A 16,847-nucleotide genomic window follows, 5' to 3' on the forward strand; every position below is an offset into this window, starting at 1 on the left:
CGGGTGAACAGGCAATTCCACGATGTCGGTGGCGTACGGCACGATGGGGGCATGGCACGCACTCAGGACCACCCCGGCGAGCAGGCGGCAGCGGACCCCATCCGGCTGCTGGCGATCCGGGAGACCGCGCTCTCCGTCGACGAGGTCTTCCGTGCCGTCGGGGACGACAGCGCGGGCGGCATCGCCCTCTTCGTCGGCACCGTGCGCGATCACGACGGCGGACAGGACGTCGGTGCGCTGGGCTACTCCTGCCATCCCTCCGCCCAGGACGAGTTGCGCCGAGTGGCGGAGAAGGTCGTCGCCGACTTCCCGGTCCGCGGCCTCGCCGCCGTCCACCGGGTGGGTGAACTGGAGGTGGGTGATCTGGCGGTGGTCGTCGCCGTCGCCTGCCCGCACCGCGCGGAGGCCTTCGCGGCCTGCCGCAAGCTCATCGACGACCTCAAGCACGAGGTTCCGATCTGGAAGCACCAGCGTTTCTCCGACGGCACGGAGGAGTGGGTCGGGGCCTGCTGAGCGCAAACCGGACCGGGGCGGATCAGCCCCGATTTGCGTAACCGCACCCCTGCCACGAGCGTTGGTCTTCCGGATCGTTAATCTGCAGATCGATCACTCGGTCGCTCATGGGGTAGGGAGGTCGTGATGGCGGCACTCGCTTGGTTGCTGATTCCCCTTTTCGCTGCTGTCGGCGGTGCGATATGGGCGACGTGGGCTGCTCGCAATCGCACGACCGGCGATGTCACCGAACTCGCCGGGTATGCCAGGTTCCGTGACGCGATGGAGAAATCGCACTCCGGTTCCGAGGCTCTCTGAGGCTTCCCGAGGCCGCCGGACGCCGCGTGACCTTCTTTCCGCCGCGTTCTCGGCCCTCCCCGTACGGACCGGCCCCGGCGGTGCACCGACAGACCCTTCCCGTACTGTCGTTCCATGCCACGCCGCACCGCGACGATGCTCGCCTCCACCCTCCTTCTCATCGTGCTGTGCTGCACAGGTCTGCTCATCAACGTGCCGTACGCGGAGATGTCTCCCGGGCCGACGGTGAACACCCTGGGCGAGACGCGTGGCGAGCCGGTCCTGCGGATCGAGGGCCCCGGCACGTACCGGACCACCGGGAACCTCAACATGACGACGGTCCGGGTCACCGGAGCGGACTACCGGATGAACCTGGGCCAGGCCGTCTACGGCTGGCTGGCCCACGACAGCGTCGTCGTCCCGCACGACACGCTCTACCCGGACGGCAAGACCGAGGAGCAGTCCACCCAGGAGAACGCCGAGGAGTTCAGCCAGTCCCAGGAGAGCGCCAAGGTGGCCGCCCTGAGGGAGCTGGACATCCCCGTCGCCACCCAGGTCATCGTCGCCAGCGTGGTCAAGGACAGCCCCTCCGAGGGCAAGCTGCACGCGGGTGACGTGATCAAGGCCGTCGACTCCACCGAGGTCAAGGAGCCGGGCGACGTCGCCGAGCTGGTGACCAAGCACAAGCCCGGCGAGGACGTCACGTTCACCATCATCCCGGCGAAGGAGGCGGCCGCCGCCGAGAAGGCCGGCCGGACCCCCGAGGGCGACCGGAAGGTCACCATCACCACCGAGAGGGCGCCCGCCTCGGAGGAGGGCGGGAAGGACCGGGCGATCGTCGGCATCAGGGCCGGGACGGACCACAGGTTCCCGTTCACGATCGAGATCAAGCTCGCGGACGTCGGCGGGCCCAGCGCCGGTCTGATGTTCTCGCTGGGCATCATCGACAAGCTCACCCCGGGCAGTCTGACCGGCGGCAAGTTCATCGCGGGCACCGGGACCATCGACGACGAGGGCAAGGTCGGCCCGATCGGCGGGATCACCATGAAGCTGGTCGGCGCCCGTGACGAGGGCGCGAGCTACTTCCTGACGCCCGACGAGAACTGCGCCGCGGCCGCCGCGGACACCCCGGACGGGCTGACGCTGGTCCGGGTCAAGACCCTCGACGACGCCGTGAAGTCGCTGGAGAAGATCAGCGCCGGGAAGACCGACGCGCTGCCTAGCTGCTCGGCCGGCTGACCGCCACGCCCCGGCCCGACCCGCCCCCGGCCCGCCACGAACGGGCGGACCGGGGACATGGATCCGGGGCAGAACCTCGAACAGCCCAGGGGCCGGAAGCCGAACGTCCCCTGGGCCAGCACTCGAAGAGGCCGGTCAGAACCCGAAGGGGCCGGCCAGCACTCGAAAAGGCCGGTCAGAACCCGAAGGGGCCGGTCAGGACTCGAACGTCGCCGCGAGGGCTTCGGCGAGCCCCGGGACCAGACCCGCTCCGGTCAGCACCTCCGTGGGGGAGTCCTTCTCGCGCAGCCGTACGGCGGACTCGCGCGCCCCGTCCCGCAGTACGGCCACCGTCATCCGCACCTCCTGCCGGTCGGGGTGCTTGGCCACCCACTGGGTGAGCTTCTTGTCGCTGAGCCCCTCCGGTACGGAGGCCTCGGCGGACGGCGGCAGCATCAGCCGCTCCACGGTCATGGCGCAGCCGACCACGGCGTCGGGCCAGGCGATGGTGCCGAGGAATTCGTCCAGGGCGGTACCGGCGGGAAGCTCGTCCTGCTCGATCGGGGTGAGGGAAGCGGTCGTGGAGGCGGCGTCGTCCAGCCCGAGCTGAGTGGCCAGAGCGGGCTCCTGGACCCGCAGCCGGGCGGTGTCGACCAGGGCGAACAGCCGGGCGGGCTGGTCCCAGCCGAGAGTGGAGGCATAGGCGTCGATTTCGAGGACGGCGACGGTGAGCGGGCTCGCGGCCATCGGGGGTCCTGCGGGGGAAACGTTGGGCATGGGCAATATCCTGCCTCCTTCGGCCCCGGTATCGGGAACTAGGTAAAGCTTCAGTAAGTTGCATAGGTGGGCTCTGCTACCGCTGAGGCCCGCTCCACACGACCCGCGAACTTCGAGGTGCGCACGTTGGCTTTCCAGATGCCGGACCGCGGCGGAGGCCCCACGGGGCCACGGATCAGTGTCGGCCGCCCGTCCCGGCGCGTCCGTACCCTGCTCATGACCTTGGGGGTCCTGGCGGTTCTCGCCATGGCCTTCGTCATGTTCGCCGGGTTCTGGACGGACTGGCTCTGGTACCGGTCGGTCGCGTATTCCTCCGTCTTCACCACCACCCTGTGGACCAAGATCGGACTGTTCCTCGTCTTCGGACTGCTGATGGCCCTGGCCATCGGCGTGAACATCTGGCTCGCGCACCGGCTCCGGCCGCCGCTGAGCGCGATGTCGCTGGAGCAGCAGAGCCTGGACCGCTACCGCATGAGCGTCGCCCCCTTCAAGAAGTGGGTGCTGCTCGCCGTCACCGCGCTCGTCGGGCTGATCGCCGGAGCATCCGCCTCCGGCCAGTGGCGCACGTGGCTGATGTACATCAACGGCGTGCCGTTCGGCCAGAAGGACCCCCAGTTCCAGCTGGACGTCGCCTTCTACGCCTTCGACCTGCCGTTCTACCGCTTCCTGCTGGGCTTCGGCTTCGCGGCGACCGTGCTCTCGCTGATCGCCGCCGCCCTGACCCACTACCTGTACGGCGGGCTGCGCATCACCAGCCCCGGCGCCCGCGCCACCGGAGCGGCCACCGGCCACCTCTCGGTGCTGCTCGGCATCTTCGTCTCCCTGAAGGCCGTGGCCTACTGGCTCGACCGGTACGGGCTCGCGGTGAAGTCCAGTGACTTCAAGGCCGCGGAGAACTGGACGGGCCTGCGGTACGTCGACGCCAACGCCTATCTCCCGGCGAAGACCATCCTGTTCTGCATCGCGGCGATCTGCGCCGTGCTGTTCTTCGCGACGCTCTGGCGCCGCACCTGGCAGCTGCCGGTCATCGGCTTCGGCCTGATGGTGCTCTCGGCGATCCTGATCGGCGGGCTCTACCCGGCGATCGTGCAGAAGTTCCAGGTCCAGCCGAACGAGCAGGCCAAGGAAGCACCCTTCATCCAGAAGAACATCGACGCGACACGCGATGCGTACGACATCGATGACGCCGTGATGGAGGACTACTCGGGCCAGGCCACCACGACGGATGACACCAAGCTGCGTGCCGCCGCCAACACGGCTGCCAGCTACCGCGTGATGGACCCCAACGTGGTCTCCCCGGCCTTCCAGCAGCTCCAGCAGCGGAGGAACTACTACCAGTTCCCCAAGACGCTCGACGTCGACCGCTACAAGGGCGAGGACGGCAAGGAGCAGGACACGATCATCGGTCTGCGTGAGCTGAACATCCAGGGCCTGCCCAAGCGGAACTGGATCAACGACCACTTCACGTACACCCACGGCTACGGCGCTATCGCGGCCCGCGGCACCACCACCGGCACCAACCCGACGGGGTCCCCGGACTTCACCGAGTCGGGCCTGCCCTCCACCGGTGAGCTGGGCGACTACGAGCAGCGGATCTACTACGGCGAGAAGACCGAGCAGTACTCCATCGTCGGCGGGCCCCAGAAGGAGCTCGACTACGAGGAGGACGGCGAGAAGACCACCAGCTACAAGGGCGACAGCGGGGTCAGTCTCTCCAACACGTTCAACCGCGCCGCGTACGCGGTCTCCTTCAGCGAGCCGCAGATCATGTACTCGGGAGCCATCGGTGAGGGCTCGCGCATCCTGTACAACCGCACGCCCAAGGAGCGCGTCGAGGCGGTCGCCCCGTGGCTGACCATCGACGGTGACGCCTACCCGGCGGTCATCGACGGCCGCATCCAGTGGATCGTCGACGCCTACACCACGACCAACGGCTACCCGTACGCGTCCCGGACGACGCTCGGCGACACCACGGCCGACTCGCTGACCACCAACCAGCGCGCGGTCGTCGCCCAGCAGAACCAGGTCAACTACATCCGCAACTCGGTCAAGGCCACCGTCGACGCGTACGACGGCAAGGTCAGGCTCTACGAGTGGGACACCAAGGACCCGGTCCTCAAGACCTGGCGCAAGGCGTTCCCGGGCACGGTGAAGGCCCGTTCGGAGATCTCGCAGGCGCTCATGGACCACCTGCGCTACCCGCAGGACCTCTTCAAGGTCCAGCGCGAGCTGCTCACCCGCTACCACGTCGAGGACCCCGCGCAGTTCTACAGCGGCTCCGACGCGTGGCAGGTGCCGGACGACCCGACGACCAAGGAGTCGGGTTCCGTTCCGCCGTACTACCTGTCCATGAAGATGCCGGGCCAGGATCAGCAGGCGTTCTCCCTGACCACCACGTTCACCCCCAGGGGGCGGCCGAACCTCGGCGCCTTCATGGCGGTGAACGCGGACGCGGCCAGCAAGGACTACGGCACGATGAGACTGCTCCGGGTCACCTCCACGGTGAAGGGCCCGGGCCAGGTACAGAGTGAGCTGAACGGTAACGACGACGTCGCCGAGTTCGTGAGGAACCTCAAGGGCACGGACTCCGACATCGACTACGGCAACCTGCTGACGGTGCCGCTCGAAGGCGGCTTCCTCTACATCGAGCCGGTCTACACGCGCGGTGGCACCCAGAACTACCCGCTGCTGCGCAAGGTGGCCGCCTCGTACGGCTCGAAGATCGTCTTTGAGAACAACCTGGGAGACGCGCTCAACGCGGTCTTCGGGGTCGACGGCGAATCGGACACCACACCGCCCGATCCCAGTGAGCCGCCGGGCGACACCACGAAGCCCCCGGCCACCGGCAGCGAAGCGCTCAAGAAGGCCATCGCGGACGCCCAGAAGGCGTACTCCGACGGCGAGAAGGCGCTGAAGGAGCAGGACTGGCCTGCCTACGGCAAGGCCCAGGACGCGCTCCAGGAGGCTCTTGAGCGGGCGGCCAAGGCCCAGCCCAAGGCCGGCAGCGAGGCCGACAAGGCGGACAAGGCCGATGCGGCGGAGAAGCCGGAGAAGCCCGAGAAGGACGAGGGAGCCGACGCGGCCAAGAAGCCCGACGAGGGCGACGAGGCCGAGCCGGGCGGCGACCAGGGCACCTGAGAAGGCACCACCCCGCGCCGTGGTACGGTTTGAACACAACGGCGCGGGGTGGAGCAGCTCGGTAGCTCGCTGGGCTCATAACCCAGAGGTCGCAGGTTCAAATCCTGTCCCCGCTACTGAAAGACGAAGGCCCGGATCCTATGGGATCCGGGCCTTCGTCATGTCGTCGTGTCTTTCTCGGACGGTGGGCGTGAAGTGCGGTTCGCTGGGCACCAGTTGGGTTCCGACGTGTTTGACTTGTCTCTCTGTGGGCATGTCGACAAAACGCTGAAGTGACCTCACTGACCGCGATATACCAGGTGTACGCGGGTTACAGGTGGTGCGACGATGGTATTTATGGGGGACAGGGCAACTCTGTTGGAGACAGGGCGGTTTGTGCAGCGGCGCGGCCAGAAGGCGGACAAGGTGGCAGATGCGGCTTTCGCAGCTGTCATCGCCGGGGCGGCCGGGGCGAGCGTGAGCACACCCGGAGTGGCGGACGCCACCACCGCCGGTGGAGCGGGACCCGCTGTCGAGGCGCCGGCCCGGGGCGGGAGGCGCGTCACGGGTGACGCCATCGTGACGCCGGACAGCGCGGACGGCGCGGACGTCGAAGCCGTACGCGCCGAAAGCGCCCCGCACACGACGGCCTCGCACACGGGCACGTCGCACACGGGCACCTCGCACAAGGCCGTCTCGGACGTGCCCACCGCCGACGCGGACACCACGGACGCGGTCGACGCGGCGGACAGTGCCGAGACCGAGGCGCGCCACCGCCGCGCGGCCGAGGCCGGGGACACCGCGTCGATGAGCGTGCTGGGCGCCCTGCTGCTGCGCCGGGGCGAGCTGGACGGCGCCGAGACCTACCTCCGCGCCGCCACCGCCGACGGCGACCGTGCCGCCGCCAACAACCTGGGCGTCCTGCTCCACCAGCGCGGCTACCCGGACGAGGCGGCCGGCTGGTGGCGCATCGCCGCCGTGGCCGGTTCCGCCGCCGCCGCGCACGCGCTCGGCCGCCACTTCCGGGAGCGCGGCGACGAGCCCGGGGCCGAGTACTGGCTCCGCCAGTCCGCCGAGCAGGGCCATGCGCTGGGCGCCTACGCGCTCGCCGACCTCCTGGAGCACCGGGGCGATGTCGGCGCCGAGCGCTGGCTGCGCGTTGCCGCCGAGCAGGGGCACCGGGAGGCCGCGTACCGGCTGGCCCGCACCCTGGAGCGGAACGCCGTCGAGGACCCGCACGACGCCTTCGGCCTGGGCCGGGGGACCGGCACCGGCCGCACCGGTATGGGCCTCGGACCCTCCGCCGGCCCGGCCGCCACCGACGCGCGGACCGCGGGCACGACCGCTGCGAAGGGTGTGACAGGCGCGAAGGGCGGGAAGAGCGGGGCCGACGGTGACAGCCCCGTGGCCGGTCCGGCCGCGGGGCGGGTCGGCGAGGCCGAGCAGTGGTACCGCCGCGCCGCCGCCCGGGGACACCGGCGCGCGGCCCTGCACCTCGGCGCCATCCTGGAGCAGCGCGGCGAGCTCAAGGAGGCGGGCCGCTGGTACCTCACGGCGGCCAAGGACGGTGAGGCCCGCGCCGCCTGCGCGCTGGGCTTCCTGCTGCGCGACGCGGGCGACGAGGAGAGTGCCGCCGTCTGGTGGCTGCGCGCCGCCCAGGACGGCGACGGCAACGCCGCCAACGCGCTGGGCGCCCTGCACGCGGCGCGCGGCGAGCAGCAGACCGCCGAGCGCTGGTACCGGGCCGCCATGGACGCCGGTGACGTGAACGGGGCGTACAACCTCGGGCTGCTCTGCGCCGCCCAGGACCGTACGCCGCAGGCCGAGCAGTGGTACCGCCGCGCCGCCTACGCCGGACACCGCGAGGCCGCCAACGCGCTCGCCGTCCTCCTCCTCCAGGCCGGGGACCACACCGGAGCCGAGCCCTGGTTCTCCAAGGCGGCCGAGGCGGGCAGCGTGGACGCCGCCTTCAACCTCGGCATCCTGCACGCCGGGCGCGACGAGGACCGTACGGCGCTGGGCTGGTACCAGCGGGCCGCGGCGGCCGGGCACACCGACGCCGCGCTCCAGGTCGGCATGGCCCTGCTGCGCGACGGTGAGGACCGGGAGGCCGAGCGCCATCTGCGCTGCGCGGCCGGTGGCGGCAGCGCCGAGGCGGCGTTCCGGCTGGCCGGGGTGCTGGACGCGCGCCAGCCGCCGCCGGGCCCGCCCGCGCTGGGCGAGCCGATGCCGGAGAAGACCGAGTGCGAGGAGTGGTACGAGCGGGCCGCCCAGCAGGGCCACCGCCGCGCCCAGGTCCGGGTCGGCATGCTCGCCGCCGCCCGGGGCGACGTGGAGAGCGCCGCCCACTGGTACCGGGAGGCCGCCGAGGCGGGCAGCCGCAACGGGGCCTTCAACCTGGGGCTGCTGCTGGCCCGCGAGGGCAGTGAGCGCGAGGCCGCCCTGTGGTGGAGCCGCGCGGCCAACGCCGGTCACGGCCGGGCCGCGCTGCGGCTGGCCCTGCTGGCCGCCCGCCGGGGCGAGCTCACCGAGGGGCAGCGCTGGTGTGCCCGGGCCGTGGAGCTGGGCCCGGCCGAGGTCGCCGAGCGGGCCGCGCGGCTGCGCGAGGCGCTGCACCAGGAGCTCACCGCGTGACACCGGGACGGCCTCCCGGGGGCCGGGCTGAATGAATTTGCGCCGTTCGACCCGCTGACGTAATGTTGCATTCACCGACGCGGGGTGGAGCAGCTCGGTAGCTCGCTGGGCTCATAACCCAGAGGTCGCAGGTTCAAATCCTGTCCCCGCTACTGAAGAACGAAGGCCCGGATCTCGATGAGAGATCCGGGCCTTCGCCATGTCCGAGAACTGCCCCGGCAACGGAAAGCCGGGCCCGCCTCACAGGAGACGGGCCCGGCCCAGGAGTGCTCAGGCGGAGGCGGCGCAGCTCGGACAGAGCCCGCGGTACGTGACTTCGACGCCGGAGACCGTGAAGCCGTAGCGCTCCTCCGTCGGCAGGTCCGCGAGCGGGTTGCCCGCCGGGTGCACATCGCGGATGGCGCCGCACTGGCCGCAGATCAGGTGGTGGTGCGGGCGGTGGGCGTTCGGGTCGTACCGCTTCGCCCGGCGGTCGGTGGAGACCTCCAGCACCTCGCCGAGGGACACCATCTCGCCCAGGGTGTTGTAGACGGTGGCACGGGAGATCTCGGGCAGCTTGTCGACGGCCCTCGCGTGGACCTCGTCAGCCGTCAGGTGCACATGGTCCCCGTCGAGGACCTCGGCCACGACACGCCGCTGCGCCGTCATGCGCCAGCCGCGTCCACGGAGTCGTTCCAGCAGGTCGCTCATGCAGCCCAGCCTAACAGTGGCGGGATCGAGTCCCGATCGGGTGTGACTTTGGATGCTCGCTTGACTTAGACATTGTCCATTGTAGGATCGAGAACGGCATTAGCCAATGGACAGGGCTGTACGGGAACCAGAAATCTGTACAGGGACATGACGCAGGAGGCGCACGTGACGCAGGGACCGCTCACCACGGAGGCCGGGGCTCCGGTCGCCGACAACCAGAACAGCGAGACCGCGGGCGTCGGCGGTCCGGTTCTCGTCCAGGACCAGGCGCTGCTGGAGAAGCTCGCGCACTTCAACCGGGAGCGCATTCCGGAGCGCGTCGTGCACGCCCGCGGCGCCGGGGCGTACGGCACCTTCACCGTGACCCGCGACGTGACGCAGTGGACCCGGGCGAAGTTCCTCTCCGAGGTCGGCAAGCAGACCGAGACGTTCCTGCGCTTCTCCACGGTGGCCGGAAACCTCGGCTCCGCCGACGCCGTGCGCGACCCGCGCGGCTTCGCGCTGAAGTTCTACACCGAGGAGGGCAATTACGACCTCGTCGGCAACAACACCCCGGTGTTCTTCATCAAGGACGCCATCAAGTTCCCCGACTTCATCCACACCCAGAAGCGCGACCCGTACACCGGCTCGCAGGAGGCGGACAACGTCTGGGACTTCTGGGGGCTGTCGCCCGAGTCGACGCACCAGGTGACCTGGCTCTTCGGTGACCGGGGCATCCCGGCCACGCTGCGCCACATGAACGGGTACGGCTCGCACACCTTCCAGTGGAACAACGAGGCCGGTGAGGTCTTCTGGGTCAAGTACCACTTCAAGACCGACCAGGGCATCAAGAACCTCACCCAGGCCGAGGCCGACAAGCTCGCCGGTGAGGACCCCGACAGCCACCAGCGCGATCTGCGCGAGTCGATCGAGCGCGGGGACTTCCCGTCCTGGACGGTGCAGGTCCAGATCATGCCTGCGGCGGACGCGGCGACGTACCGCTTCAACCCGTTCGACCTCACCAAGGTGTGGCCGCACGAGGACTACCCGCCGATCGAGATCGGCAAGCTGGAGCTCAACCGCAACCCGGAGAACATCTTCGCCGAGGTCGAGCAGTCGATCTTCAGCCCCGCGCACTTCGTGCCGGGCATCGGCCCGTCCCCGGACAAGATGCTCCAGGGCCGTCTCTTCGCGTACGGCGACGCCCACCGCTACCGCGTCGGCATCAACGCCGACCACCTGCCGGTGAACCGCCCGCACGCCACCGAGGCGCGCACCAACAGCCGGGACGGCTACCTCTACGACGGCCGTCACCGGGGCGCCAGGAACTACGAGCCGAACAGCTTCGGCGGCCCCTTCCAGACGGACCGCCCGCTCTGGCAGCCCGTGCCGGTCAGCGGCACCACCGGCAACACCGAGGCCCCCAGCCACGCGGAGGACGACGACTTCGTGCAGGCCGGGAACCTCTACCGGCTCTTCTCCGAGGACGAGAAGGCCCGGCTGATCGACAACCTCGCCGGGTTCATCTCCCAGGTCTCGCGCGACGACATCGCCGAGCGCGCGATCAACAACTTCCGCCAGGCGGACGGCGACTTCGGCAAGCGGCTGGAAGCCGCGGTCCAGGCCCTTCGCGGCTGACCGGACGCTTGCCGTCGACGGTGGGCCGGCTCCCTCGCGGGGATCCGGCCCACCGGGCGTTCGCAGAGGATTACGCCGGCCCGGCGGCCGCGACCGTACGGCGACGGGTGGGCGCCCAGCACCGGATGATGTCGCGCACCGACACGATGCCCACCGGGCCGTTGCCGTCCAGCACGATCAAGTGCCGGAACCCGCCGTGCGTCATGGCTTCCGCGGCCTCCTCCAGGGTCCAGGCCGGGGCGGCGAACACCACGTCGGTGGTGGTGTGGGCGGCGGCGGTCTCCAGATCGGGGTTCTGGCCCGAGCCGACCGCGTCGAGTATGTCGCGCTCGGTGATGATCCCGAGTCCGCAGGTGTCCGGGTCGTGGACGACGGCAGCTCCGATCCGGCGGGCCGACATCAGCCGGGCCGCCTGGCGGAGCGTATGGGTGGGGCCGATGGTGAGGACCACCGTGCTCATGGCGTCACGGACGAGCATGAAACGAGCCACCTCCTCGGTGCGCCGACTCTGTGAGCCGATTCACAAGTTCACAAGTGGGGGGACTCTCAGAGTTGCACCCTTGGGGCGGGTCGACAAGGGGTGGACCGGGCGCGCGCCGGGGGAGTGCGTGAGCACGCACGGCGTCCCCGGGGCGCCCGATGACCGGCGGAAGTGACAGAGTCCCCCGGCGTCCGATGACCGGTGGAAGTGACAGCGTCCCCGGGCGCCCGGTGACCGGCGGAAGTGTCAGTAGCGCTGGTTGAGATAGCCCAGCAGCTCGTCGTGGAGCAGCCCGTTCGACGCGGCCCCGTTGGCGCCGCCGGGTCCGTCGGCCCCGTCCAGGTCGGTGAACCGGCCGCCCGCCTCCTGCACGATGATCGCGTTCGCCGCCATGTCCCAGAGGGAGAGCTCCGGCTCGGCGCAGATGTCCACGGAACCCTCCGCGACCATCATGTACGGCCAGAAGTCCCCGTACCCCCGCGTCCGCCAGCAGGCCCGGGTCAGGTCCAGGAGGCCGTCCAGGCGGCCCTGCGCCTCCCAGCCGCTCAGCGAGGAGAACGCGAACGAGGAGTCCGCGATGGTCTCCACCTTCGACACGTGCAGCCGGGTCGCGGAGGTGAGGCTGCGCCCGGAGTACGCGCCGGCGCCCTTCGCGGCCCACCAGCGCCGGTTCAGCGCGGGCGCGGAGACCACGCCGACGACCGGCTGGAAACCGTTCTCTCCCGCCTCCATCAGCGAGATCAGCGTCGCCCACACCGGCACACCGCGCACGTAGTTCTTGGTGCCGTCGATCGGGTCGATCACCCAGCGCCGGGGCCCGGTGCCCTCGACCCCGTACTCCTCGCCCAGAATCGCGTCGCGCGGGCGGGCCCGATGCAGATGGCCGCGGATCAGCTCCTCGGCGGCCTTGTCGGCCTCGCTCACCGGCGTCATGTCCGGCTTGGTCTCCACCTTCAGGTCGAGAGCCTTGAACCGGTCCATGGTCGCCGCGTCGGCGGCGTCCGCCAGTACGTGGGCGAGGCGCAGATCATCGTGGTAGTCGGGCATGCCGTCACAGTATCCAGCGGTACGGGCCGGGGGCCACCGGCCCCCGGCCCGTACGCGGACCCTTGACAGTCCGTACGAGCGCCTCAACGCTGAACCGCAGGCCCCGGGCGTGGGAGGCGGCGATGCCGACAGCGCGAGAAGCCCTGCTGGACGCCGCCCTCAGGGCGCTCGCCGAGCGGCCCTGGCGCACGGTGCGGATGGTCGAGGTCGCCGCCCTGGCCGGGGTCTCGCGGCAGACCCTCTACAACGAGTTCGGCACCAAGGGCGGGCTCGCCACGGCCCTGTTGCGGCGGGCCGCCGACCGCTATCTGGCCGGCGTGGACCGCGCACTGACCGCGCCCGCGCCGGAGCACCCGGTCGCCGTGGCGCACTGGACCGTACGGGCGGCCCGCGAGGACCCGCTGGTCAAGGGCTTACTGACGGGACTCTGGGGGGAGTGGTTACCCCGCCCCGGCCATGAGGTCCCGGCCCCCGCCCAACTCCTCGGCCTGGCCCGGGACCGGATGGTGGCCGTCGTCTCGGACCCGACCACGGAGACGTACGAGACGGCGATACGCTGCGAGACCGCCCTGCGCCTCGCACTCTCCTACGTGGTCGTGCCCCGCTCGCCCGGTCAGTGCGCGGAGCCGGACAGCTGGAGTCCGATCACTCCGATGATCACCAGCGAGATCGACACCAGCTTCAGCGTCGAGACGATGTCACCGAGGAAGACCATGCCGTAGATCGCCGTGCCTGCCGCGCCGATGCCGGTCCACACCGCGTACGCGGGCCCGACGTCGAGCTTCTTCAGAGCTATCGTCAGAAGGCCGAAACTGCCCAGGGCGAACACCGCGAAAGCGACCGTCGGCCAGAGCCGGGTGAAGCCGTGCGAGAGCTTCAGACAGACGGCGAAGCCGGTCTCCAGCAGTCCGGCGACCACGACCAGCAGCCATGCCATCGTCCGTTGCCTCCTGCGTAGTTGGCGGGGTCTGTCCCGCACGGGCGATTATGCCTTTACCAGTTGTTGAAACTGGCAAACATGCCGGGCGCGCAGAGGCCGAAAACCGCCACATCGTGGCGGGTCCCGATCATCGCCCTCGCGTCCGGGGCGCGGCCCCACGCCCGGGCCGGGTCGGTCGCCCCCGAGTCCGGGGCGGTCGCCCCCGTACCCCGGTCAGTCGCCCTCGCGTCGTTCGCGGGTCGAGAGCAGGCGGCGCAGGGAGTCGAGCCGGGCCGGGTCGGCGTGGCCCTCGGCCACCCAGGCGTCCAGCGCGCACTCCGGCTGGTCCGCGTCATGGGTGCAGCCGCGCGGACAGTTCTCGGTGCCCGGCTGGAGGTCGGGGAAGGCGTTGATGACGCGCGACGGGTCCACGTGGTGCAGCCCGAAGGAGCGGACGCCCGGGGTGTCGACGACCCAGCCGCGGCCGTCGGGCAGCGGCAGGGCGAGCGCGGAGGTGGTGGTGTGCCGGCCGCGGCCGGTGACCGCGTTGACGATGCCGGTGGTCCGCCGCCGGTCCTTCGGCACCAGGGCGTTGACCAGCGTCGTCTTGCCGACCCCGGAGTGCCCGACGAAGGCGGTGACCTTCCCCGCCAGCTGCTCGCGCACCCGGTCCGCCGCGCCGCCGTTCTCCAGCTCCTCGCGGCTGGTCACGATGTACGGGACGCCGAGCGGGGTGTACGCCTCCAGGAGCTTGTCCGGCGAGGCCAGGTCGGACTTGGTCAGCACCAGGAGCGGGGTGAGGCCGCCGTCGTACGCGGCCACCAGGCAGCGGTCGATCATGCGCGGCCGGGGCTCCGGATCGGCCAGCGCGGTGACGATCGCCAGCTGGTCGGCGTTGGCGACGACCACACGCTCGTACGGATCGTCGTCGTCCGCCGTGCGGCGCAGCACCGTACGGCGCGAGGCGATGCGCACGATCCGCGCCAGGGTGTCCTTCTCGCCGGACAGGTCCCCGACGATGGAGACGGTGTCGCCCACCACGGCGGCCTTGCGGCCCAGCTCGCGGGCCTTCATCGCCACCACGGTCCGCCCGTCGACGAGACAGGTGAGCCGGCCCCGGTCGACGGTGAGGACCATGCCGTCCTCGGCGTCCTCGTGCTTGGGCCGGATGTGCGTACGCGGCCGGTTGCCCTTGCGGTTGGGGCGGACGCGGATGTCGTCCTCGTCGGGGTTCTTCCCGTAGCGGCGCATGATCTAGACCCCGAGCATTCCGGTCCACATGTCCGGGAAGTCCGGCAGGGTCTTGGCGGTCGTGCCCACGTTCTCGATCTCCACGCCCTTCACCGCGAGGCCGATGATCGCCCCGGCGGTGGCCATGCGGTGGTCGTCGTACGTGTGGAAGACGCCGCCGTGCAGCGGGCGCGGGCGGATGTGCAGCCCGTCGGCGGTCTCGGTGACGTCACCGCCCAGCTCGTTGATCTCCTTGGTGAGCGCGGCCAGCCGGTCCGTCTCGTGCAGCCGCAGATGGGCGACGCCGCTCAGCGTGGAGGGGGAGTCGGCCAGCGCCGCGACCGCCGCGATGCCCGGGGTCAGCTCGCCGACCTCGCCGAGGTCCACGTCGATGCCGTGGATCCGGCCCGTACCGGTGAAGGTCAGACCGCGCTCGGTCAGCTCGCAGCTGCCACCCATCGCGGTGAAGATCTCGCGCAGCGCGTCACCCGGCTGGGTGGTCCGCTCCGGCCAGTCGGGGATGGTGACCCTGCCGCCGGTCACCAGCGCGGCGGCCAGGAACGGCTGGGCGTTGGAGAGGTCCGGCTCGATCGTCAGGTCCCGGCCGAGCAGCGCGGAGGGGGAGACCCGCCACACGTTCGGCTCGCCGCCCGTCTCCGGCTCGTCCACCTGCGCCCCGACGGCCCGCAGCATGTCGACGGTCATCCGGATGTGCGGCATCGAGGGGAGGACCGAGCCGGTGTGCCGGACCTCCACACCCTGGTTGAAGCGCGGCCCCGACAGCAGCAGTGCCGAGACGAACTGCGAGGACGACGACGCATCGATCGCCACCGGGCCGCCGTCCAGCGCCCCGCCGCCGTGCACGGTCAGCGGGAGCGCACCGCGCCCGTCGTCGTCGATCCGCGCGCCCAGCGCCCGCAGTCCCTCGATCACGCCGGTCAGCGGCCGCTCGTAGGAGCGGGGGTCGCCGTCGAAGCGGATCGGGCCGTCGGCGAGCGTGGCGACCGGCGGCAGGAAGCGCATGACGGTGCCGGCGTTGCCGACGTCGACGGTGGCCGGGCCGTGCAGCCCCGCCGGAATGACCCGCCAGGCCTCGCCGGAGGCGTCCGGTCCGGTCGCGGCGGAGGGGCTGGTCGCGGAGGACGAGGAGACCGTCTCCTCGATGCCGACGCCCATCGCGCGCAGCGCCTCGGCCATCAGCAGGGTGTCGCGGGAGCGCAGCGGGCGGCGCAGCCAGCCCGGCTCGGAGGCCAGCGAGGCCAGCACGAGCGCCCGGTTGGTGACCGATTTCGATCCGGGCACGGTGACGGTCGCGTCGACGGCTCCGCTCGCGTGAGGGGCGGGCCAGAGGGCGGGGTGCACGGAACTCTCGGTCATGGCCCTACTTTAGTGGCTCCGAGCAAACGCGGATCGTCACCAAAAGGGCGGAAACCGGTCCGTAACGAAAGACTGGTACGGACCGGATCGTGTCCCGTGACGAAAGACTGGTTGCGAACCGGATCGTGTCCCGTGACGAAGGACTGGTTACGGACCGGATCATGTCCCGCGCGGGAGGCCGGTCCTCACCAGCCCAGCAGCCAGCGCCCGCCGCCGATCAGCGAGCACAGCGACACCGCGTGGAAGAGGAACAGCCACAGCGCCGCCGGGGCGTGCGTCAGGCGGGCCAGCTGGTCCGCGTCGGAGTCCGGGGCGCCGCCGTAGCGCCGCTTGGACTGGAGCTCGAACGGCGGCCGCACCCCGCCCAGCAGCAGGAACCAGACCACCGCGTACGCGAACGCCGACTGCACGTCCGACGAGGTCAGCCAGGACACCAGCAGGAAGGCCGTACCGGTCAGGATGACGGTGAGGGCCCCGTACACATTGCGGATCATCACCAGCATCGCGGCGAGCAGCGCCGTCGAGATCCACAGCAGCAGCGTGATCCGGCCATTGGTCAGCAGCCAGGCACCGCCCAGACCCAGCAGCGAGGGGGCCGTGTAGCCCGCCGCCGCCGTGAGGATCATGCCGATGCCCGTCGGCTTGCCCCGGCTCACGGTCAGCCCGCTGGTGTCCGAGTGCAGCCGGATGCCGGAGAGCTGCCGCCCGGTGAGCAGGGCCACCAGGCCGTGGCCGCCCTCGTGGGCGATGGTGATGGTGTTGCGCGCGAGCCGCCATATCGGGTTCGGCACGACGGCGACGAGGGCCAGGGCGGCCGTCACCACCACCAGCCACTGCTCGGGTGCGGGCTGGGTGCCGGTGAGGCGATCCCACAGATCGCCCAGTTCGGTGCTGTTCATCGGCCGGGCGACTCCTTGCGGTGGGGGCGGGCGGTCGTGGCAGTCTGGCACT

At 70.8% G+C, this 16,847-nt stretch carries 14 protein-coding genes and 2 tRNA genes; 8 read left to right on the forward strand and 8 right to left on the reverse strand.

What is annotated here, in order from left to right; genetic code table 11:
• The first annotated feature begins 51 nt into the window (after positions 1-51).
• The gene (locus ACFW9Z_RS04940) at positions 52-513 is read left to right on the forward strand and encodes a molybdenum cofactor biosynthesis protein MoaE (protein WP_384634421.1); all 462 of its coding nucleotides are present in this window, start codon (positions 52-54) and stop codon (positions 511-513) included.
• 411 nt (positions 514-924) lie between these two features.
• Complete coding sequence (locus tag ACFW9Z_RS04945; protein WP_384634423.1) at positions 925-2,028, forward strand: PDZ domain-containing protein; 1,104 nt, start codon at positions 925-927, stop codon at positions 2,026-2,028.
• Between the two features lie 195 nt (positions 2,029-2,223).
• On the opposite strand, the gene ACFW9Z_RS04950 is transcribed toward ACFW9Z_RS04945, so the two are convergent.
• Complete coding sequence (locus ACFW9Z_RS04950) at positions 2,224-2,784, reverse strand: PPA1309 family protein (RefSeq protein ID WP_384634426.1); 561 nt, start codon at positions 2,782-2,784, stop codon at positions 2,224-2,226.
• 138 nt (positions 2,785-2,922) lie between these two features.
• Here ACFW9Z_RS04950 and ACFW9Z_RS04955 point away from each other — a divergent pair, with 138 nt between their 5' ends.
• From ACFW9Z_RS04955 to ACFW9Z_RS04970, 4 genes are all read left to right on the forward strand, one after another.
• Positions 2,923-5,922 (forward strand): UPF0182 family protein, encoded by a 3,000-nt coding sequence (locus tag ACFW9Z_RS04955; RefSeq protein ID WP_384634635.1) that lies wholly within the window; start codon positions 2,923-2,925, stop codon positions 5,920-5,922.
• A 42-nt stretch (positions 5,923-5,964) separates the two neighbouring features.
• Positions 5,965-6,038, forward strand: a tRNA-Met gene (locus ACFW9Z_RS04960).
• Positions 6,039-6,249: 211 nt separating this feature from the next.
• Entirely contained in the window at positions 6,250-8,535 is a 2,286-nt protein-coding gene (locus tag ACFW9Z_RS04965) for a tetratricopeptide repeat protein (RefSeq protein ID WP_384634429.1), read from the forward strand.
• Between the two features lie 78 nt (positions 8,536-8,613).
• Positions 8,614-8,687 (forward strand) — tRNA-Met (locus tag ACFW9Z_RS04970).
• Between the two features lie 118 nt (positions 8,688-8,805).
• Here ACFW9Z_RS04970 and ACFW9Z_RS04975 read toward each other — a convergent pair.
• Positions 8,806-9,225: a Fur family transcriptional regulator gene (locus ACFW9Z_RS04975; RefSeq protein ID WP_384634432.1), complete on the reverse strand. Its 420-nt coding sequence runs from the start codon at positions 9,223-9,225 to the stop codon at positions 8,806-8,808.
• Between the two features lie 147 nt (positions 9,226-9,372).
• On the opposite strand from ACFW9Z_RS04975, the gene ACFW9Z_RS04980 reads away from it, so the two are divergent.
• On the forward strand, positions 9,373-10,842 hold the full coding sequence (locus ACFW9Z_RS04980) for a catalase (protein WP_384634435.1): 1,470 nt from the start codon (positions 9,373-9,375) through the stop codon (positions 10,840-10,842).
• Between the two features lie 70 nt (positions 10,843-10,912).
• Here ACFW9Z_RS04980 and ACFW9Z_RS04985 read toward each other — a convergent pair whose 3' ends face one another.
• Positions 10,913-11,320, reverse strand: coding sequence for a cyclic nucleotide-binding/CBS domain-containing protein (locus tag ACFW9Z_RS04985; RefSeq protein ID WP_384634437.1), 408 nt, complete (start codon positions 11,318-11,320; stop codon positions 10,913-10,915).
• Between the two features lie 249 nt (positions 11,321-11,569).
• A complete protein-coding gene (gene hisN / locus ACFW9Z_RS04990; RefSeq protein WP_384634441.1) occupies positions 11,570-12,370 on the reverse strand; it encodes a histidinol-phosphatase in 801 nt (266 codons plus the stop codon).
• Between the two features lie 122 nt (positions 12,371-12,492).
• Here hisN and ACFW9Z_RS04995 point away from each other — a divergent pair, with 122 nt between their 5' ends.
• Positions 12,493-13,092 (forward strand): TetR/AcrR family transcriptional regulator, encoded by a 600-nt coding sequence (locus ACFW9Z_RS04995; protein ID WP_384634444.1) that lies wholly within the window; start codon positions 12,493-12,495, stop codon positions 13,090-13,092.
• On the opposite strand, the gene ACFW9Z_RS05000 is transcribed toward ACFW9Z_RS04995, so the two are convergent.
• The 4 genes from ACFW9Z_RS05000 to ACFW9Z_RS05015 form a co-directional block, all read right to left on the reverse strand.
• Entirely contained in the window at positions 12,984-13,307 is a 324-nt protein-coding gene (locus ACFW9Z_RS05000; protein WP_384634447.1) for a DMT family transporter, read from the reverse strand. The genes ACFW9Z_RS04995 and ACFW9Z_RS05000 overlap by 109 nt on opposite strands.
• Positions 13,308-13,523: 216 nt before the next feature.
• Entirely contained in the window at positions 13,524-14,540 is a 1,017-nt protein-coding gene (rsgA, locus tag ACFW9Z_RS05005) for a ribosome small subunit-dependent GTPase A (protein ID WP_384634450.1), read from the reverse strand.
• A gap of 3 nt (positions 14,541-14,543) precedes the next feature.
• Entirely contained in the window at positions 14,544-15,896 is a 1,353-nt protein-coding gene (gene aroA / locus ACFW9Z_RS05010; RefSeq protein WP_384634453.1) for a 3-phosphoshikimate 1-carboxyvinyltransferase, read from the reverse strand.
• A gap of 185 nt (positions 15,897-16,081) precedes the next feature.
• Positions 16,082-16,795: a M50 family metallopeptidase gene (locus ACFW9Z_RS05015; protein ID WP_384634455.1), complete on the reverse strand. Its 714-nt coding sequence runs from the start codon at positions 16,793-16,795 to the stop codon at positions 16,082-16,084.
• Between the last annotated feature and the right edge of the window lie 52 nt (positions 16,796-16,847).

Origin of the sequence: Streptomyces sp. NPDC059452 (assembly GCF_042750035.1) — a bacterium.
Classification (GTDB): domain Bacteria; phylum Actinomycetota; class Actinomycetes; order Streptomycetales; family Streptomycetaceae; genus Streptomyces.